The sequence below is a fragment of the Lentibacillus persicus genome (assembly GCF_900112705.1).
Classification (GTDB): Bacteria; Bacillota; Bacilli; order Bacillales; family Amphibacillaceae; genus Lentibacillus; species Lentibacillus persicus.
Map to the genome: position 1 here is coordinate 113888 of NZ_FOMR01000003.1, position 19248 is coordinate 133135.

At 44.1% G+C, this 19248-nt stretch carries 27 protein-coding genes; 6 read left to right on the forward strand and 21 right to left on the reverse strand.

Going from position 1 to position 19248, the window contains the following annotated elements:
* The first annotated feature begins 183 nt into the window (after nt 1-183).
* From BMZ22_RS04940 to BMZ22_RS04950, 3 genes are read left to right on the forward strand one after another with little or no spacing between them, the layout of a single operon-like run.
* A complete protein-coding gene (locus BMZ22_RS04940; RefSeq protein WP_090082428.1) occupies nt 184-876 on the forward strand; it encodes a DUF1538 domain-containing protein in 693 nt (230 codons plus the stop codon).
* Nucleotides 873-1643 (forward strand): DUF1538 domain-containing protein, encoded by a 771-nt coding sequence (locus BMZ22_RS04945; RefSeq protein ID WP_090082432.1) that lies wholly within the window; start codon nt 873-875, stop codon nt 1641-1643. The genes BMZ22_RS04940 and BMZ22_RS04945 overlap by 4 nt, the downstream gene beginning before the upstream one ends.
* On the forward strand, nt 1597-2355 hold the full coding sequence (locus BMZ22_RS04950; protein ID WP_090082438.1) for a P-II family nitrogen regulator: 759 nt from the start codon (nt 1597-1599) through the stop codon (nt 2353-2355). Before BMZ22_RS04945 ends, BMZ22_RS04950 begins: the two co-directional genes overlap by 47 nt.
* A gap of 26 nt (nt 2356-2381) precedes the next feature.
* Here the strand turns inward: BMZ22_RS04950 and BMZ22_RS04955 are convergent, their stop codons facing one another.
* The 4 genes from BMZ22_RS04955 to BMZ22_RS04965 all read right to left on the reverse strand — a co-directional run bounded on the left by BMZ22_RS04955 (nt 2382) and on the right by BMZ22_RS04965 (nt 4626).
* Entirely contained in the window at nt 2382-2867 is a 486-nt protein-coding gene (locus BMZ22_RS04955; RefSeq protein WP_425434269.1) for a PaaI family thioesterase, read from the reverse strand.
* Entirely contained in the window at nt 2867-3106 is a 240-nt protein-coding gene (locus BMZ22_RS16730) for a hypothetical protein (protein ID WP_143069959.1), read from the reverse strand. The genes BMZ22_RS04955 and BMZ22_RS16730 overlap by 1 nt, the downstream gene beginning before the upstream one ends.
* 9 nt (nt 3107-3115) lie before the next feature.
* A complete protein-coding gene (locus BMZ22_RS04960) occupies nt 3116-3427 on the reverse strand; it encodes a hypothetical protein (RefSeq protein WP_218144020.1) in 312 nt (103 codons plus the stop codon).
* Between the two features lie 134 nt (nt 3428-3561).
* Nucleotides 3562-4626, reverse strand: coding sequence for an AbrB family transcriptional regulator (locus BMZ22_RS04965; protein ID WP_177183351.1), 1065 nt, complete (start codon nt 4624-4626; stop codon nt 3562-3564).
* A gap of 225 nt (nt 4627-4851) precedes the next feature.
* Between BMZ22_RS04965 and sda the strand changes: the two genes are divergently transcribed.
* Nucleotides 4852-4977 carry a sporulation histidine kinase inhibitor Sda gene (sda, locus tag BMZ22_RS04970; protein WP_143069960.1) on the forward strand — a complete coding sequence of 42 codons (126 nt, stop codon included), beginning with the start codon at nt 4852-4854 and terminating at the stop codon, nt 4975-4977.
* A 128-nt stretch (nt 4978-5105) separates the two neighbouring features.
* Here sda and BMZ22_RS04975 read toward each other — a convergent pair whose 3' ends face one another.
* Entirely contained in the window at nt 5106-5828 is a 723-nt protein-coding gene (locus BMZ22_RS04975; RefSeq protein WP_090082453.1) for a 3-ketoacyl-ACP reductase, read from the reverse strand.
* Between the two features lie 170 nt (nt 5829-5998).
* Between BMZ22_RS04975 and BMZ22_RS04980 the strand changes: the two genes are divergently transcribed.
* Nucleotides 5999-6316, forward strand: a complete 318-nt coding sequence (locus BMZ22_RS04980; protein ID WP_090082457.1) for a hypothetical protein — start codon at nt 5999-6001, stop codon at nt 6314-6316.
* Between the two features lie 315 nt (nt 6317-6631).
* On the opposite strand, the gene BMZ22_RS04985 is transcribed toward BMZ22_RS04980, so the two are convergent.
* The 3 genes from BMZ22_RS04985 to BMZ22_RS04995 form a co-directional block, all read right to left on the reverse strand.
* A complete protein-coding gene (locus BMZ22_RS04985) occupies nt 6632-7792 on the reverse strand; it encodes an RNA-guided endonuclease InsQ/TnpB family protein (protein ID WP_090083131.1) in 1161 nt (386 codons plus the stop codon).
* A gap of 408 nt (nt 7793-8200) precedes the next feature.
* On the reverse strand, nt 8201-8404 hold the full coding sequence (locus BMZ22_RS04990; protein ID WP_090082460.1) for a DUF5316 family protein: 204 nt from the start codon (nt 8402-8404) through the stop codon (nt 8201-8203).
* A 32-nt stretch (nt 8405-8436) separates the two neighbouring features.
* Nucleotides 8437-8817, reverse strand: coding sequence for a hypothetical protein (locus BMZ22_RS04995; RefSeq protein ID WP_090082465.1), 381 nt, complete (start codon nt 8815-8817; stop codon nt 8437-8439).
* Nucleotides 8818-8875: 58 nt separating this feature from the next.
* Here BMZ22_RS04995 and BMZ22_RS05000 point away from each other — a divergent pair, with 58 nt between their 5' ends.
* On the forward strand, nt 8876-9517 hold the full coding sequence (locus BMZ22_RS05000) for a pentapeptide repeat-containing protein (RefSeq protein WP_090082468.1): 642 nt from the start codon (nt 8876-8878) through the stop codon (nt 9515-9517).
* Between the two features lie 206 nt (nt 9518-9723).
* Here the strand turns inward: BMZ22_RS05000 and BMZ22_RS05005 are convergent, their stop codons facing one another.
* From BMZ22_RS05005 to BMZ22_RS05060, 13 genes are all read right to left on the reverse strand, one after another.
* On the reverse strand, nt 9724-10131 hold the full coding sequence (locus tag BMZ22_RS05005) for a type II toxin-antitoxin system death-on-curing family toxin (RefSeq protein ID WP_090082471.1): 408 nt from the start codon (nt 10129-10131) through the stop codon (nt 9724-9726).
* Nucleotides 10131-10382, reverse strand: coding sequence for an AbrB/MazE/SpoVT family DNA-binding domain-containing protein (locus tag BMZ22_RS05010; protein ID WP_090082474.1), 252 nt, complete (start codon nt 10380-10382; stop codon nt 10131-10133). Before BMZ22_RS05010 ends, BMZ22_RS05005 begins: the two co-directional genes overlap by 1 nt.
* 92 nt (nt 10383-10474) lie before the next feature.
* Nucleotides 10475-10816 (reverse strand): hypothetical protein, encoded by a 342-nt coding sequence (locus BMZ22_RS05015; protein ID WP_090082478.1) that lies wholly within the window; start codon nt 10814-10816, stop codon nt 10475-10477.
* Between the two features lie 35 nt (nt 10817-10851).
* Nucleotides 10852-11016, reverse strand: coding sequence for a hypothetical protein (locus tag BMZ22_RS16885; protein WP_177183353.1), 165 nt, complete (start codon nt 11014-11016; stop codon nt 10852-10854).
* Between the two features lie 30 nt (nt 11017-11046).
* The gene (locus BMZ22_RS05020; RefSeq protein ID WP_090082483.1) at nt 11047-11292 is read right to left on the reverse strand and encodes a hypothetical protein; all 246 of its coding nucleotides are present in this window, start codon (nt 11290-11292) and stop codon (nt 11047-11049) included.
* A 246-nt stretch (nt 11293-11538) separates the two neighbouring features.
* Nucleotides 11539-11805: a hypothetical protein gene (locus BMZ22_RS05025; RefSeq protein WP_090082486.1), complete on the reverse strand. Its 267-nt coding sequence runs from the start codon at nt 11803-11805 to the stop codon at nt 11539-11541.
* A gap of 28 nt (nt 11806-11833) precedes the next feature.
* Nucleotides 11834-12172 (reverse strand): TIGR04104 family putative zinc finger protein, encoded by a 339-nt coding sequence (locus BMZ22_RS05030; RefSeq protein ID WP_245745211.1) that lies wholly within the window; start codon nt 12170-12172, stop codon nt 11834-11836.
* Between the two features lie 70 nt (nt 12173-12242).
* A complete protein-coding gene (locus tag BMZ22_RS05035; RefSeq protein WP_090082495.1) occupies nt 12243-13712 on the reverse strand; it encodes a flotillin family protein in 1470 nt (489 codons plus the stop codon).
* 180 nt (nt 13713-13892) lie between these two features.
* On the reverse strand, nt 13893-14105 hold the full coding sequence (locus tag BMZ22_RS05040) for a YjzC family protein (RefSeq protein ID WP_090082500.1): 213 nt from the start codon (nt 14103-14105) through the stop codon (nt 13893-13895).
* 107 nt (nt 14106-14212) lie between these two features.
* The gene (locus BMZ22_RS05045) at nt 14213-14599 is read right to left on the reverse strand and encodes a DoxX family protein (protein ID WP_090082504.1); all 387 of its coding nucleotides are present in this window, start codon (nt 14597-14599) and stop codon (nt 14213-14215) included.
* Between the two features lie 143 nt (nt 14600-14742).
* Entirely contained in the window at nt 14743-16245 is a 1503-nt protein-coding gene (locus BMZ22_RS05050; protein ID WP_090082508.1) for a potassium/proton antiporter, read from the reverse strand.
* Between the two features lie 139 nt (nt 16246-16384).
* Nucleotides 16385-17878, reverse strand: a complete 1494-nt coding sequence (locus tag BMZ22_RS05055) for a potassium/proton antiporter (RefSeq protein WP_090082512.1) — start codon at nt 17876-17878, stop codon at nt 16385-16387.
* Between the two features lie 223 nt (nt 17879-18101).
* A complete protein-coding gene (locus tag BMZ22_RS05060) occupies nt 18102-18890 on the reverse strand; it encodes an HAD family hydrolase (protein WP_090082515.1) in 789 nt (262 codons plus the stop codon).
* Nucleotides 18891-19248: the final 358 nt, after the last annotated feature.

The window sequence follows — 19248 nt, forward strand, 5'->3', positions numbered from 1 at the left end:
ATCTCTAACCTTCTAATAGCTTTTCTCCAATAGTTTCATAGAGCCGGGCGCAAGCTGTACCTTCCTGTATAGTTACCTGCGTCAAGCAGGGAATTAAGGAGCACACCCGACTCGATTTAAGCCTGCAGCGGGCAGGTCTGCGCATTAATTTATTCTCTCGCCACACACTTCTGGGGGTTTTTTATGAACAATATTAAAGAAACGGTTTTAGAAGTTATTTATTCTATTTTACCTATTGCGATCGTAATTACCATTCTGCAATTCACGGTTATTTGGCTGCCAATGGAAGCGTTCGTCCAGTTTCTGATTGGTGTTCTCTTTGTCGGCGTCGGACTTACCCTTTTTCTGCTGGGGGTCAATGTCGGTCTGCTTCCTGTCGGCGAGATGATCGGTTCAGCCTTAACCAAAACAAAAATGATATGGGTGATTGTTTTTTTCGGTTTTCTGCTCGGAGCGGTTGTAACCTTTGCCGAGCCTGATCTCCGTGTTCTATCTTCTCAGATTGAGGATGTCTCCGAGGGCGCTATTCCGCAAAGCATTTTGATTACTTCAGTGGCAATCGGGGTCGGTATATTCGTTGCATTGGCCATGTTCCGTATCGTGTTTAATGTTCCAATCATTTATTTATTAGGCGGCGGCTATGCGTTGGTCTTTATACTGGCAGCGTTGGCACCAAACAGCTTCGTGCCGATTTCATTTGATGCCGGCGGTGTGACAACCGGACCGCTGACCGTGCCGTTTATATTGGCACTCGGTGTCGGTGTCGCCACGGTCATTCGAGGTAAAACGGCTTCAAGTGATGGGTTCGGACTTGTTGGCTTAGCATCGATTGGGCCGATCCTCTCTGTTCTGATTCTGGGAGTGATTTACGGATGAACCTGCATATATTTGAAGGGTTTGGCTCAACAATGCAAGAAGTGGCAATCGCACTTCTGCCGCTTGCCATTCTGTTTGCCGTATTCCATTTTGTATTTTTAAAACTGCCCCCGCAACGGCTGATAGGCATCACGATCGGCTTTTTGCTGGCTTTTCTGGGGCTTTCGCTATTTCTGCAAGGCGTTCATATCGGGTTCATGCCTTTTGGAGAAAAAATGGGCAACGTGCTTGGCGGCTTATCATCTAAATGGCTATTAATACCTATTGGCTTTGTTATCGGATTTTTTGCAATATATGCCGAACCAGCTGTTGCTGTCATGGTTGAGCAGGCCGAGAAAGTATCCGGTGGTTATATCCCGGAAAAACTGTTACTGTACACGTTGTCTATCGGGGTTGGGATATCAGTGTCGCTTTCGATGGTCCGGCTGATTTTTGGTTTTTCACTATGGTATTTTATCATTCCAGGATATATAATAGCGTTTGTTATGGCACGTTATGTGCCGAAAACATTTATGACCATCGCATTTGACTCCGGGGGTGTTTCGACCGGTCCAATGACCGCAACATTTGTTTTGGCAATGTTCACCGGCATTGCCGGACAGATAGACGGCCGGGACCCGCTGCTTGACGGATTTGGAATGGTTGCAATGGTGGCGCTGGCTCCGATATTATCTGTGTTAACGCTTGGTATTCTGTACAGCAGAAAGGAGAAGAGTCAGTATGTCAGTGATGGTTCCAGGGCAGAAGCTCATCATTACGATCGTTAAAAAAGATAAAGCCAAAAAGGTTGTTCAAGCTTCCCGTAATGCCGGAGCGCAGGGCGGCACAACACTGCTTGGCGACGGGGTGCGCCTCAATGAAAAAATGCGCGTTCTCGGTATACCGGTGGAGCGGGAAAGAGCTGTCATACTGACACTCGTTTCCGATGAAATTTTTGATGATGTCAGAAACGCGATCGTTCACTCCGTTCAGCTGAACAAGCCGAGACAGGGAATCGGATTTGTTATTGATACGAAAAAAATTGCCGGAATCAACCATTTGCTCGGCTGGCATGGCGAAGAAGGCGACGCAGCCGACGAGGAGGGTGCTGATAGCATGTGGCAGGATCAGGATGTTTTATATGATTTAATCATTACGATTGTTAACAGAGGCGATTCGGAAAAAGTAGTGGATGCCACCAGGAAAGCCGGGGCAGAAGGTGGTACCATCCTCCATGGCCGCGGCACCGGAGTTCATGAAAAGGCAAAATTGTTTAACATTATGATCGAACCTGAAAAAGAAGTGGTCTTGACACTCATCCATAAGGAAAAGACTAAAGAGGTGCTTAGAACCATCAATGAAGATGCAGAGTTAAAGAAACCGGGAAAAGGAATCGCCTTTGTGCTTGATGTTGAAAGTACGGTGGGCATTAACCATGAACTGAATGAAAAAGTCCGTGAAGAACTTAAAAAACAAAAGAAAAAGAAGAAGGAAAAGTGACAACGCTTTTCCTTCTTATTTTTTGGTTAGCTACTCTTAAACGTGGCAGGCATAACCGCAGCTGTCACAGCACCTTTTGCACATAATGTATCCCCTGCATAAACTTCTGTATGTATTATAAACTTTTTCGGGTGAACTTCTTCAGGTGTGCCAATAGCTTTCAAGGTGATGCCCTGCGGTGTAGGTTTAAGAAAATCGACGTTGAGTGATGCCGTGACAAACCGTGGCGGCTCCATACCGTCTCCAGGTTCATGCCCATTTTTCCTGTGCAACGCGAGTGAAGCGGAACCAGTTCCATGGCAATCTACCAATGATGCAATTAAACCGCCGTAGACAAAGCCGGGAATCGCCGTATGTTCCGGTTCAGGCGTATAAATCGTGACTGTCTGATTATTGTCCCAACCTGTACGAAAATGGTGGCCATCCTCATTCAACCGCCCGCAGCCGTAACAATGGGAGAAATCTGCCGGATAATCGTCCTGAATCGCATCAATAATTTGTTTAATTATCATCATGCCCCCTTTATATTCTCAGTATAGCATGAAGGCGCATGCGATTGGTTAGTTAATGTAAAAAGGCAGCGACGGCCGCGGGGATGGTCGCTCGGTTTGATACCGTTCTCAACCGATTTGAACCGCCTGTCGCTCGTTTTGACGCCACACTCGATCGTTTGCGGGCAGTTGTCGCTCGTATCAGCCTGCTTAACAATCGGTTCAACGCCGCTGTCGCTCGAGTTTTCAGTCCCGCACATTGCACACCTTTACTCTTCCGCCTGTTTCATCCGGCGCCACTGAAATGATACCTCCATCACCGCTATCGCCAATGCTGCCCAGAATATTCCCTTATCAAAACCAATCCCAACTTGAGACTCACCGCCCAGGGCCGTCAGAAGCGCCAGAACACCGACAATATAAATAAGGAAAAATACTTGTGAGCGGAAGACCATTTTTTGGCTTGGCTTTTGTTTGCGATTCCTGTAGACTGTCATAATAAATAAGCCGAGCATCACTACAATCAGCAGTTCGAGTGGAACAGCCTCGGCGAATGGAATATCGGGAAAATAGTCATACACGAGCAATATCGTTACACATAGTGCCAGAATTATTTCAATCGGACGAAAAAAGTTCAGAGCGAATCTTCCTTTCTATAAATCAATCTGTAAGGGGAACAGGGTGTCTGACATCTGCCCCATCCTGCACACTGTCTTTAACGGTTTTCAATACGTTTTGCCAGCCATTTAAAGAAAAACGGCACGAACAGCATGATCATCAGCAATCTGAATAGCTGATAACTGGTGACAACCGATACGTCACCACCTATTGCTACCGCTGTCAAACCCATTTCAACCATGCCGCCCGGTGCTGTGCTTAGCAACGCTGTGGTGAAAGGCAGCTCATATAATTTTGCAAGACCATAGCCAAGCCCTAAACCAAAAAGCACAAGAATAACCACGGTCACTACTGTGTAACCCATCGCCTTTTTCCATTCCGGCAAGTCTCTCGGCTGCATTTGCAACCCAATATGCACACCGATAAAAATTTGAGCCAAATCAACAAAAGCTGTCGGCAGATTTGGTGTCGGATAACCCATAAACGTCATCACAATGGTCAATACCATCGGTCCCAGAAGCAGTGCTGTCGGCACACGCAGTCGAGCGAAAAGCCATGCAGCTGCCACCATAAGGAGCGGATATAATATGTATGTATACCACGGCATGCCTGACCAGCTGCGAGAACCAGAAGCCATTCCATTCTGAGAAGCACCCGTCCCCCCATCAAACAGATAAACCGTCACGATCGGCACCACAATAACAATCAACATAACCCGCATGCTCTGTAAAAACATAATTACCGTCGGGTTCAATCCTTTGATTTCATCCAGAAGCACCATGATTTGCGATAAGCCCCCGGGAATACTGCCTATCATACAGCTCGGCAAATCCAACCCTGTCATTTTTGAAAAAACCAAGCCCAGTATCAAGCTGAAAGCAACCGTAAAAAACGTGATTGCAATCATCGATGGCACATGATTTCCCATCTCAACCAGCGTTTCCTGTGTAAATGATGTACCAATCAGATAGCCAAGCAGCACCATCGCTATTTTTCGGAATGTAAAAGGCCAATATAACTCCCGCTGAGTGACAATACGCCATGCCGCAATAGCTGTCAGCGAACCAATCAGCCATGGCAGCGGTATATGCACTATTGAAAATAGAGTAACACCAGCCAGTGCTACAAGAAGTGCCTCAATAAACGTGCGCCACCTGTTCAATACGTTCATCTCCTATATATGTACAGTTATATATGTACAGTAAACATCCATCGTAAATTTGACCATTCAATGACATATTATAAAGCAAAAGACGACATATGTTAAAAACATGCCTTTTAAGGGTAACCCCTTCATTGTCGCCGGCTTATTATGTTTCATTTTTTTAAAAATAGGTATATATAACTGATAGACTAAATGTCACTATTTATAAGGAGTCGTTTAAATATGGATCGATTGTCGGACAAAACGCTATTGGAAGCTTATAACAAGGCTAAAAAATTGCAGCTTGATGAAAAATTTATTGAATTAATAAAGAAAGAACTGGAAAAACGCGCCATCACCTTTGAGTAACCTCAAAAAAAAGCCGCTTAATCCTTCTACCCTATAAGCTGCTCTCTTGAAAACGCTTTCTTAAAAAAGTACATAGGAAGAAAAAGAGAGGCCTTTTCAGTGCAAGCCCCCCTTTATCGGCTCAACGATTAAAATGGATTCGTCGCCCATTGCAGTGACTGTTTGATAAAGATGCGCGGATGCAACTTTAACTGTGACACCATATATTCAGCTAAATCTTCCGGCTGCATATATTTCTCCTTGTCATTTTTGTCAGGGTTATCACCGAATATCATTTCCGTTCCCACCATGCTCGGATTGAGCGTTGAAACACGAATATTATGCGGCCGCACTTCCTGCATAAGCGCTTCGGTCATTCCCTGTACAGCAAATTTGGAAGCACTGTAAGAGGTTGATCCGGCGGTTCCCTTCAACCCGTTGCTTGAGGAGATATTCATAATATCACCCTGGTTTTTTTCAATCATTTGCGGCAGCACTGCCCGTGTGACGTGGTATGTGCCAAAAACATTCACTTCCAATGTATGTTTCCAGTCATCCGGATCGATTTCAAGAAAATCACCATGCAAGCCAATTCCTGCATTATTAAGGAGAATATCAGCGTTCCCCAGTTCACGCTTCAAATAATCGATTGCATTGTTAACATTGGCCATATCAGCAATGTCGCAAACCACATAACTTGCTTTTACACCTTGTGCTTCAACTTCTTCTTTCACTGTCTTGAGTTTACTTTCAGTTCTTGCCAAAAGTCCGACATGAACACCTTCACGTGCCAATTCCAATGCAGTTGCCCGGCCAATGCCGCTCCCGGCTCCTGTAATATAAGCAATTTTTCCTTTAATATCTTGTCCCATTCAGTTTCATCCTTTCGTATAAAGTCGTTGTAATCATTGTACGTTTTGGCAATCGCATATTCCAGTAAAAAATTTTTGGTTTCCGTGCCCCCTTTTTGAATTTCATTTCGATTATAGATATAAGGAAGTCTTTTTAAAGGACGAAACTAAAATTTTCAGGGGGAAGAATTATGAACTATATTAAACAGATCAACGCATTTTACAATCAGATTGAATTAAATCCGCTGTCGGCATCAGCAGTAGCCCTTTGGCACACCTTGGTACATATTAATAACAAGACTGGATGGAAAGATACCTTTACCGTTGCAGGAATGGTTCTGCGCATTAAGTCAGGTCTTAAAGAAAGTGCGTTCAAGCGTGCCCGTGATGAACTGAAAACTAAAGGCTATATGACATGGACATCGAATGGCAGCAACAAAGCGCCAAGCTACCACATTGTCTGCCTGTCGACCGCGGTGGAACGATTTATGGGCGAGTCAGCAACCTAGTCCGGAAACAGAGGGCAGCAGCCTTACAGATTGCACTCCGGACCACAACGCGGACGGTATGACGGACAGCGAACACAGTACAGACCATAAGGCGGACGATACAAACGATCACCTTACAGACCTCAGTGCGGACCACAGTATGGACCACACAACGGACCCATTAGGTGAACCTCTCCACCTAAATCCAAGATTTTGATGGAGCTTCCCAATTCATGGACGATAGCTTTGTTCTAAAGAACCGAATCTTACATCATCTCCAAGGGCTTTGTTTATACTGATCGGACAGGACCTTGCCCTACAGTTGGAACAATCTATTTATGCAGTTGGACTCAGATTAAAAAGAGCCAGTCCAGCTGCTTCAATATTGATGGCCGCATTATGGTCGCGGTCCAAAATGGTCCCGCATGACTTGCATATGTGTGTTCTGATGGACAGAGATTTTCTCACACGCGCCTTACAGCCGGAACAGTCCTGACTGGTATAATGCGGTTTAATTCTTACGAGCTTGCCACCATTATTGTGACACTTGTAGTCGAGCATATTGCCAAAAGCACCCCAGCCTGCGTCATGAATCGACTTTGCCAAATGACGATTTTTCACCATATTTCGGATCATCAGGTCTTCTGCAAAAACAAATTTATAAGTTTTCGAAAGACGGTAGCTTAGCTTATGGAGAAAGTCACGACGCTGATTTGCAACTTTTATGTGCAGCTGCTGCACTTTTTGACATTGTTTCTTCCAGTTATTTGAGCCTTTTCTCATGCGGGAGAGTTTCTTTTGTGCTCGCTTCAATTTCCTTTCTGCTTTTAAGAGGAACGTTGGATTTTCGATTGTCGTCCCATCGGATAGGACGGCAAACTTTTGAATACCCACATCAATGCCTGTTGATTGTACAGGGAACGCAACCGTTTCGTTTACGTGTCTTTCAACACTGAATATCGCAAACCAACGGCTGCCCTGACGTTTGATGGTGACTTGTTTCACTTTGCCTTCCAATGGACGATGAAAGTTGACATACACTGCGCCGAGCTTTGAAATAAGAAGATAATTATGCTCGTCTAACGAAGCAGCGTAACGCACATCACGTCGTTTGACTTCACCGGTTGTCTTGTTTTTTACCTGCCGTTTTGCCATTCCAAATTGTGTGAATGTCAGTGAGTTATAATCCTTGTGTTTTTTGAGTTTCGGATAACGTGCACGCCCTTCAAAAAAGTTCTTGTAGGCGCGTTCCAGGCGGAAGAATACCTCCTGCAGAGGCTGTGACGGTATCGTTTTAAGAAGCGGGGTCTTTTGTTTATCCGCTTTTTGCTGCTTTTGTAATTGCGTTCGGGGCAGCCCCATCTTGTTCTTTTGGTAAAAACGCTGTTTATCCAAAAGAGCGGAATTGTACTGCTGGCGACAAATCGATAGCCAACTAGCCAATAGTTGCATCTGTTCTTCGTTTGGAAACATTTCATATTTATAATTCATGCGCACCAGCATGTGTGGTCACCGCCCGAATTTTTGATATATTCTCATTATACCAAACAGATGTTCCTATGTCTAGAATTTTTAGTTTTTTTATAACAATAAAGCACCGATTCATCCCCCACTAAATCACAGATTTTGAAGGGGACTTCTCGGCAAATCTGTTAAATTTTGAACTGATGAAATCAGGGTATGTGCCTATTATTATCAAAAATGATCAACGTCCCCAGTATATGGAGGCCTTGGATCACTATTCAACAACTCATGACATTGACAGGTTTTCGGAATGAGTTGGAAAAACATTTAAGGATATGCTTAATTTCTACCTTGATTTTCTAAAGTAATGAAAAGACACACTGTGTCACAAGCAATTTCAATGGCTTTCCCATCCCCTGTCCAATAAGCTCATTTGGATTTTTATAAAAAGTAAATGAGAGCAGAGATACCAAGCGAAACAAGGCCAGTCAATCCAAAATATAGTGCCGGTTTCAGTTTGACGCTTTGTTGCTCGTGTTTTTCGGTATGAAAAGCCGTTTGTTGCTGCTCTCCGCTCTTCAAACCGCCCATGAAAATATTCGCCATTACAACACATGCGATCCCAACAATCAGAAAAAACGTCATTATGACTGCTGCCTCCTTTTTTAAACGACGTCTTAGCCTTCAACCATTTTGAGGTAAGGTATTTCCTGTCCGTCAACAATGGCGATGTATGCAGGTGTATCAGTTTCATATATAATTGTTCCTACAGGCAACTTGTTGGCCGTTCCATTTTTAAAACGATGCGCCTTATCGGTCTGCCGAGTTATTTCAGCAAACTCATCATCCAGTGTATATTCCAGTTCCTGCACCCACTCAACATTCTCAGCATTGGAATAAACCAGGTCACCAATATAAAAAATATCGGCCTCATCATGTTCCAAAAAATCACCTGGAGTGGGATTGCCAATCGTAGTTGAATTTTCACCGTTGGTACCACAGCCAACTGTCATAAGCGCCACCATAATCACGAAGGCAACTGTTTTTAAGGTTTTCATTTGATCACCCGCTTCGATAAACTGGTTACAACGACAATTATAGAACGGAGGCCACAGCATGAGAAAGCTTAATAGACGTATCCAGAAGCCGGATCTGCCTGAGCAATTAGACCCTATTAATGTGGATGAGCTAAAGGGGCATTCGTTTTTTGAAATGGGTACTGTTAAAAAAGCAATTGGTCCTGTGCACGCTGAAGGCGTTAATTTTGAACAGCTTTACTTCAATGACGTCACATTTACGGAAACGGAACTTCCAACTTCTCAGTGGATTGATGTTATTTTTGACAATTGTGATCTCTCTGGCATACAGCTTAACAGCGCACGGTTCAGCCGAGTGGAATTTCGTAATTGCAAACTTGCCGGTACCGATTTCGACCGTGCGATCATGCACGATGTCACATTAACGGATTGCCAGGCACCATATGTACTTTGTAACCTGACTGAACTTCGAGATGTACAGTTTGATAATTGTTTGTTAAAGGGAGCTAATTTCATCGATGGCTGGCAGAACAACTTGCAGCTCGGCACCTCAGATATCGAAGACGTTCAGTTCACCGGCACTTCTTTAGAAAATGTCGACCTCAGCCGCTGCCTATTCAACCACATACATATCGACGAACAGAATTTGCGCGGTGCGGTGATCGCCCCTGAACAGGCTGCCGGGTTTATTGAAGTATTTGGTGTGAAGGTGAAGGGTTAAATGACTATAACGCGAATATTCAATCAGTGGGCGTTTGCTTTCCCTTACTGATTGCAGGAGAACAAAGGCTAAGTTTTCGTGCTTCTTGTTGCAACGCCTTTTGTGACCTGCATCATGGCCCGAACGAATCGGACATTTACCAGCAGTTGATTCCCACCTAATCTTCATTGTATACGCGAACATTTGAGGTGGCATCATACTTCCAGTTACATTCGGGATAAGCGTTCAGTATATTTCTCAATGATCGAAGCAATAGCATCGAATGAATATTCATGGTTTACTTCATCTACCGTAAAGTCTTGTTCTTCCTCTATTTTCATTGTCCATCTATATTGATTTATTTTCAAAAATATGATCAGGGCGGCAAGTGCTGTTCGTTTATTGGCATTGTGGAAAGCATGATTTTTTGCTAATGACTCAAAGAGGGCAGCTGCTTTTTCATATATAGACAGGTAGGCATCTTGGCCAAACGCAGATTGCATTGGCCGGTTAACCGCAGAATCAAGCAAACCGGGATCCTTAACACCCAGTTGTTCTCGGGGAGAATATAACTGTATTTGTATCGAGTTTATCATAATCACCTGGTTGGTCGTTAAATATTTAATGTTACTCATTACCGGTCCACTAACCCTTTAAACGCTTCATCATGCTCCTTAATGACGTCATTCAACGTGTCCATAAATTCCGCGTCGACACCTTCAGGAAGTGCTATTCTGTCTTTCTTTTGCAAAAGGATCTTACCATCTTTTACTTCGGCCTGTAACGCATCACCTTGAGCTAATTCGAGTTGTTTGAGCACTTCGGAAGGCAGTGTGATCCCATAACTATTTCCAACTTTGGTCACTTTTCTCTCAAAATTTTTCAATTGAACCACATCCTAACTATAAATGTTATAACAATTATAACATGTGGTTGCTATTTATTAAGCCTATATTGCAATTTACTTCAGCAGGCGAATCAAGTCTCTTTTGCAGCCTTTTCTTTTCGATTTGAAATCATATCAATTATAAACAGTAATACAATAATCCAAAAAGCACCTTGGTTCACAGCAAAGCCATGGGCAGACTTCCCGCCCAGTAATGTTAGCACCACCAATAACAAAATAAGATATGCCAGTGAAAAAATTTGTTGCAAGTGACTGGTGCTTCTCTCGAGTGACGTTAAAATGCCCAGAGCCACTAATAGTATCCAAAAAATATAGTCATTGTTTATATAACCGAATATAGGATTATTCGGAAAGAAGTCTGAAATGAGCAGAATCGTTAATAACAGCAACGATGTCATTTGTAAACGTTTCATATAACTCCTGCCCCTTATTAAAAATGTATCTGGGGTTATCCCTTCTCTTTCTGCACTGCCAGTATTTCTTTCAGCGTCGAGTGAATATTTCGAAGACTGATCAGTATAAAGCCCAGCATCACAAACGTTACGATTTCTCCGGTCACAATAGATACAATGGCCAATAATATTGCGTACAGGATATACAGCCAGTTATTCATTGATTTATCTCACCTCTGTTTATGCCATGTTCAATGCCGATCACTTTTTGGTACTATAAAATACGCAACCGTTGCAGCGGCAAACGCCATCAAAAACGTTAGTAAATAAGGCCCTCCGCTGCTTCGAATAACGGTTTCTTGAGGGGCACCAGCGCTCTTGACCCATGCCGCTTCAATATCCGGTGTGTATACATAGGTGAGAACCAGCCCTGATAACACTTGGAATAGTACAAACAGCAGTATAAAAGCGGTGGCAAATATTATATACTTTTTCATTAAATCACCTTCTTAATTTTCATCGATCCTTTTTGAACAAAACCCGGGTGATGGCTTTCGTTCGCGTGGTGATGCTGGTTATCGCGTGGTCATCATTGAATTTCGGTTGATTTTTCCAGTATTTCGCGTGGTTACTGCCAGATTTCGATTGGTCCTTCCAACATTTCGCGTGGTCACCCTGGTATTTCGGTTGGTCCCTCCAACATTTCGCGTGATGCGACTCGATTTCGCGTGATAAACCACTTTCTAAACCACATTCACAAACATTAAAAATGCAACAACTCCCATAATTATCAAAGCTTGAATGACCAGTCCGACCAAGCTGCAAATAAGACCTGCAGTAGCCAGCCCGCTGCTCAGTTCATTTCCATCGGTGATTTCCTTTGGGGCTCTGCGTGACATGACCATACCAATGATGGCCAGTACAAGGCCGATAAACGGGGTGACGATCGATAGAACACCCAGGGTGAGTGAAATGACGGACGATCCGCTTATATGTGCGTTCTCACTCATCTAAATGACACCACCTTCAAGTGGAATTTTACCAGAAAGGCTCCTGTTCATTTGATAATTTTAAAACAAATGGATAAAAGCACAGCGTGATCGAAGTTAAAACAACCACGAGAATCAGCGCCATAAATACGGAAAAATCCATCCCCGTCACGAAAGGCAGCAGTATCAGTGGAGCCAAGCCAAGGAAACTGCTCCGGCGTCGCGATGATGCTGATTCAAATTGCTTAGCACCACAATGCGGGCATTTTAATTTAAATAGTGTTCTAATCGTTTGCTCATAGCTCCAAACCTTTTCGCAATTTTGACAAACAGGCATGTAACCATCCACCTTCTTTAATCGGGGTTCTCCCGCCAGTTTCGACAGCAAAAACACGGGCTTTCGCTTTATCGCATGAAAGCCCTGTTTTTATTAACTTCAGCTGCATTATAACTCGGAATTATGTCTCTTCTTTGCCGCTGTCTGTTGCACCGTCATTTTCATCTGCTTCTTTAGCAGCGGATGCTTCTTGATGCTGCATGCCGAAGTGACCTGCATTGCCGCGAGATACATAGCTCTCAAGCATCGCTTTCAAATCCATACCGGTTGTTTCCTTCAGAGACTCCTGAATGCCGAGCATGGTTGAGGTCACATTATTGGCGACTTTTGATGAGCCGCCCTGTGAGTCGCTGCCGCCCATATCGATCACACGCATATCCTGAATTTGAGAAATCGGTGCCGATACTTTCTCAGCGTACTCCGGCAGCACATTGATAAGCATTTCCATAATGGCGGCTTCCCCGTATTGCTCCATTGCCTGAGCCATGCGTTCTTTAGACTCTGCTTCGGCGATACCGCGCTGACGGATAACCTCTGCCTCGGATTCCCCTTTGATACGTTCTTTTTCGGCTTCTGCTTCTGCCGCTTTCGTCGTTTTATAAGCTTCAGCATCAGCAATCGAGCGGCGGCGTTTGTTTTCCTCTTCTTCCAGTTCTACGGCACGCTGTTTTTCGATATATTGGACTTTTAATTCTTCGTCCTTCACTTGCTGAGCAAGACGCTGCCGTTCCAGTTCCCCGGCCTGCTCAGCATTTGCCCGCGCACGGTTGGTTTCTTTTTCAAATTCAGCTTCTTTGATATCTTTTTCATTTTTTGATTGGGCGATAGCGGTCAAGCGCCGGTTTTCTTCGTCTTGTGCTTCCTGGTCGTTCTGTGCCTGATAAATTCGGGTTTCTTTTTCCGCATCAGATTCCGCCTGGTGTGCCAGTTTCTGTACTTCGGCAATGTGCGGACGTCCCAGGGCATCGATGTAGCCGTTTTCCACGTCAACGTCTTCCACATCATTCAATGCAAACGATGTAATTTCAAAACCCATGCCTTTCAAATCCGCCTCAGCAATCTTTTTCACCTGGGTATTGACTTCTTTAAAATCGTTATAAATCTTTTCGATCGATAGCGATGCAATAATTGCACGCAGGTGACCATTCAATACATCACGCAATTCCGCTTCCCGCTCATCCTGCTCTTTGCCGAGAAATTTCTCTGCAAAATTGGCCATGATTGCCAGTTCACTGCCGATACTGATAACTGCCGTACTAACGACACGAACAGGAATGCCCTCTTTCGTATAAGCTTTTTCAGAATCGACCTGCAGCTGGAAAGATGTCAAATCAATTGGTGTTGCTGTCTGGAACATGCGAAGACGATACCCGCCGCCGCGAATGATTTTAACCGAACGGCCATTTTCATCCTGAAAAACATTCCGCTCCTTTTCTGGATCACCAAGCTTAGGTCCAGTCACAATCAGCGCTTCATTCGAGCTTGCTGTCTTGTAGCGGAGCCTGAATATAAAAAACGCAATCGCGCCTCCAACAATGACCACTACCCCAATAACGGCAAGGATAATTAAAAATAGTGCATCTTGAAACAAAATAATCCGCTCCCTTTTCAAATTAAAATCCAGTCCATTCTATATGTATATGAACCTGTATATTACAATACGATGACATTTATATAAAGTTTCAACATTCATATAATTTATCTTTATTCTGAAAACTAACGCACAAAAAAGCTGCCGGTCTAACACCAGCAGCATACATCTCACAAAACATCAGTCATTAGCTCTCCCCTGGACACCCGGTCTCGACAAGTCACGTTTATTGACCCATACACGTTCCGGATTGCTGTTTTCCGGGAACTTATCGCCTGCTTTCATATCAATCTGCTCCGGTCCTTCCACATTGCTCCCTGTCTCGCCCTTTTCGATGTACACACCATTATTCGGTGCTTTTTGGCCGCCACGGAAGCGGGACTGTTCAGCCATCTTCATCCCTCCTTCATCATGATACCTTTAGTTTGGCTGAATGGGCGGCATATTATAAAAAAATAGAGACGCAGCCTCCAAACAAAGAAGCTGCGTCTTTTCACGCATTAGCCGATCGCGTATGCGCCAGGACCGATTAAGGCAATGCCGACGACGATCGCAATGATGACAAATGGGTATTCAATTCCGCCATTATCGGCAAAATAGCCGTTCGGCAGGTGTACTTTAAAGATAGCACCAATCATAACGATGACAATAAGAACAGCTGCAAGCCATGTCAGCAGCCCCGTTGCCAGCAGCAGCCCGCCAACGAATTCGAATAAACCAACGAGAACTGCCATTGGCACGCCAGGTTTGACACCGATGGATTCAAAAAATCCGCCCGTTCCTTTTGCACCGTGGCCGCCAAACCAGCCAAACAGCTTTTGAGCCCCATGACCGGCAAGGCTGATTCCCAGCACCAACCGTATAATTAACAAACCGAAATGAATCATACTATAATTCCTCCTATACTTTTTGTTATTAACTTACTTTTTATAAGTACAGAGACAAATATAGTATGAATTCAAAGTATTGTCAAGACAAAAAACTGCTCCCATTTTATTGATGGAAGCAGTTTTAAACGAAAAGAGCGGCCTCAGTTGTTTTTTCTGCCGAATATATCCCACCACTTTTTCTTAGGCTTTTCTTTCTTTTCCTTTTTGCCTAAAATGATTTCCTTTACTCTAGATCGTTTTTCTCTATCGCTGAGCACAAACAACATATCTCCCGATTCAATCGTGGTGGCCCCGCTCGGCGTGATGAGTTCTTCATTTCGGACAATGCCGATAACCAACGTATCACTTGGGAGTGTTATGTCTATTAGCGTTGACTGAACCACAGGCGCTTTTTTGCCAATCGGCAGTTTAATGATTTCAGAATTCGTGTTGCCTAAATGAATCATTTCAAAACCACTCGGATCGAAATCCATACCTTCTTCTGTCAAGCCTAATTTTGATGCAAGCGGTGATAACGTACTTCCCTGAACAAGCGCTGAAATAAGCACAACGAAAAACACTGCATTAAATATGACATAGCCATTTTCCACGCCTGAGACAATCGGATAAGTTGCCAAAACAATCGGCACGGCACCTTTCAATCCGGTCCATGACAAAAACAGCTGTTCTTTCATATTGTATTTGAAAAAAATCATACTTAAAAAAGTGGCAACAGGCCGGGCAACGAACATAAGAATAAGGGCGAGTACAATTCCCTGCCATCCTACCCTTACTAAATCACTCGGGAATACAAGCATGCCAAGGAAAATAAACATGATGATCTGCATCATCCAGGCAAATCCTTCATTAAAGCGAACAATTGAGAATTTATGCATCAAATCGCTGTTCCCGACGAGAACTCCCATCACGTATACGGCTAAAAATCCGCTCCCTCCCAAATAATCGGTCACGCCGAATGTCAAAACAGCGCTCCCCAATGCGAGAAGCGGGTACATACCCGATACATCCAATTGGATTTTATTAATTAAAAGCACACTGAGCCGGCCAAATAACAAGCCGAACACCAAACCGAAGCCCATTTGGATAAAAAAATCGCCGACCGTTGACCAAATCGTAGTCTCCGGCACTTGAATCATTTCAATAAAAGCAACCGTCAAAAAGACAGCCATCGGATCATTTGACCCGGATTCAGCTTCCAGTGTAGCCGTCAATCGCTTATTAATATTCTTGCTCCCAAGCACAGCGAAGACTGCAGCAGCATCAGTTGAACCGACAATCGCTCCAAACAGCATGCCTTCCAGCATTGTTAAATCAAGGATATAATAAGCTGCAAACCCGGTAATAACCGACGTAATTAACACGCCAACTGTTGCCAGTACACCAGCCGGGGCAAGAATCGGGCGCATAATATTCCATTTCGTCTGGGTGCCGCCCTCGAATAAAATAATGACAAGTGCCAGGATACCAATTAACTGAGTCAGTTCAACATTTTCAAAATAAATGAATTCATTAAGCAGCATCCCGGCAAACAAGAAAAGCACAAGCGAAGGCAGACCGAGACGGGCTGAAAATTTTGTTGTAAATACACCGACAAGGAGCATGAGTGCAAACAATAGTACGAATGATGTTACAGAAGCATCCATGGGGAATTCCTTTCAACTACAGTCTATTTATAGTTTACCAGATTTGTTGGTACTGCACAAAGAATCCATCCCATACTAAATTATAGAACACATTAAACAAGCGGGGTGAAGCAGGAAGAAGGGAATAGCGAAGTGATCCCTATCTTCCAAGAAGTTTTTCCCACCATTTTTTGCTGTTTTCTTTAACGACACGCTCTCCGAAAAAAACTTCTTTTACGTTCCTTCTTTTGTCCTCATCGCAAATCACATATAACGTGTCACCAGCTTCAATAATCGACCGTCCGTCAGGTTTGATTAATTCTCCTCCGCGGTCAATTCCGATCACAAGGGTACCATCAGGGAGTGGGGCGTCGATTAAGTTAGTCTGCACGACTGGCGCATTTTTGCCGATTGGCAGTTTCAGGATTTCGGAGTCAGTATTCCCCAGGTTGATGATTTCAAACCCGCTCGTATCAATGCCGCTTGCTTCCCCCGTTACTCCCAGCCTTGTCGCTAGAGGGGACAACGTACCACCCTGGATCAGTGCTGAGATAAGGACAACGAAAAAAACCGCATTGAATATCATATACGCATTATCGATGCCTGATACAAGCGAATAAGTTGCCAATACAATTGGCACCGCACCTTTCAGACCCGTCCAGGACAAAAATAGCTGCTCCTTTAAACTATACCTGAAAAATACCAGACTTAAAAAGGTTGCAACCGGCCGGGCTATAACCATGAGTATAATGGCCAGCACAACACCCTGCCAGGTAACTGTTATCAAATCGCTTGGAAAAACAAGCAAACCAAGGAAAACAAACATAATTATTTGTGCCATCCAGGCAAATCCTTCATTAAACCGAAGAATAGAGAACTTATACTCTACGTCATAGTTGCCTACGACGAGCCCCATAATGTATACCGCCAAAAATCCGCTCCCTCCTGCAACATCAGTCACCACGTATGTCATAACAGCACTGCCTAATGCCAGAAGCGGATACATGCCTGTCGCATCCAGCCTTATTTTATTAATAAGCAGCACACTCAATCTTCCAAGTATCAGCCCGAAGATCAGGCCAAAGCCCATTTGGACAAAAAAACCACCAATAGCTATCCAAATTGACTGGCCCTGTGACTCAAGCATAGCAATCAGTGATACCGTCAGAAAAACAGCCATCGGGTCATTCGTGCCGGATTCGGCCTCTAAGGTGGCTGTCAGCCTCTCGTTAATATTTTTTTGCCCTAACACCGAAAAGACGGCTGCTGCATCTGTAGAACCTACTGTTGCCCCAAAAAGCATCCCTTCCAGCAGGCTCAAATCAAGAATATATACAGCCGCAAATCCGGTGATGACCGAAGTGATGAAAACGCCCGCCGTCGCAAGTATTCCCGCCGGTAACATCACCGGACGAATTCTGCTCCACTTCGTCTGTGTACCACCTTCGAACAAAATAACAACAAGCGCCATTATGCCGATTAACCGGACGAGCTGCACATTTTCAAAATGGTAAAAGACGCTTAGAAGCATCCCGGCAAACAGGAATATAACAAGTGAAGGCAGGCCCAGCCAGTCTGAGAATTTTGTTGTCATAACGCCAACAACAAGCATAAGTGCGAAAAGGAACATGATTGAGGTAATTGAAATGTCCATGATGCTAAATCCTTTCAAGAGTGTATTGTATATTTTACCGTAATGGTCGGATTTAAAACGCTCATTTAGTATAGGACGCGGCAAGAATACGTTTAGATTAAGTACTGCAGAAAACCTAATGTGTTATAGGATTATGGACAGGAATGCTGTGGAGGGTTCAAGGAATTTGAGGAATAAAAAAGTGGTTCGTGACCACATAGAAGAAGTTTTTTAACAGCCAACATTAGATTGCCATGGGCTTAACGAGATGGCGCTCAATAAAATCAGCGAGTCCATCGTGTTCATGATGTTTCGTAATCAGATCCGCCGCTGCGGTAGCTTCCGGCACCGCATTTTCCATAGCAACACCAACCCCGGCGTGACGAAGCATTTGAATATCATTCGGCCCATCACCAATGGCAGCTGCTTCTGCGGGATTAATGCCAAACATATGAAGCAGTGTTTGAATTGACGACCACTTGGAAACACCGGGAGCAACAATTTCAAAGCCATCAGGCCAGTCAATAACATCCGCTTGCTCCTTGAACATATAGGACATGTCTGATCCATGGCGGCCCGTCCTGACGCTGTACTTCAGCACACTTTGGCAGTCAGCCCGGCGCAGATCACCAATATAGCTCGGTGGCATACCGCTTTCTTTCGTCCACTGGTTGACTTCATCAGAAACTGTTTTGCAATAAAGCCCATTCGTTGTGTGCATCATGACATTATTAGCACGCTCATGTGTAATCTGATGAAACCGTTCTTCATCCAGTGTTACGGTTTTCTTTTGTGCCACATTCCCTGTAAGCCCATCGTGAATCGAAGCACCATTCAGACAGATCATCGGCGTTTTCAACCCTAGCATGCGGTGGTAAGGTGCTGTTATTTCATATTGCCGTCCTGTTGCCAGGAAAACTTCGACACCCTGGTTAACCAGCCTGTTTACTGCTTCGGTATTTCGCCGGGAAATTTTGTTTGATGATGTTAACAACGTACCGTCCATATCTATGAACATGGCGCGTATATCCATATTTTTTCCTCCCTTCATGTTTATACATTAACCATAACACCCGGATGTAAAATGCATGTTAATTAGATGTAAGGATTTGGTGAAGATTTAGGGGGAGTTATAGCACGGGGTACTGGTTATGCTATAGTAGAAAATAAAATGAGGCTGGGACAAAAGGTTTAAAGATAAATGAAAAGACGAACGATAATCAGGAAAGGAAGCGGGACACGCCGCTCCGGAAATATGCTTCGCTTTCCGCGGGCGGCTGTTGAGCCAACTCGTGCCAAGGCACTTCGTTGTCTCACCTTTGCCTCTCTTCCCACAAGAGTCTCCGCATATTTCCTCCGCTAACCTTGATTATCGTTCGTCTTTTATATTG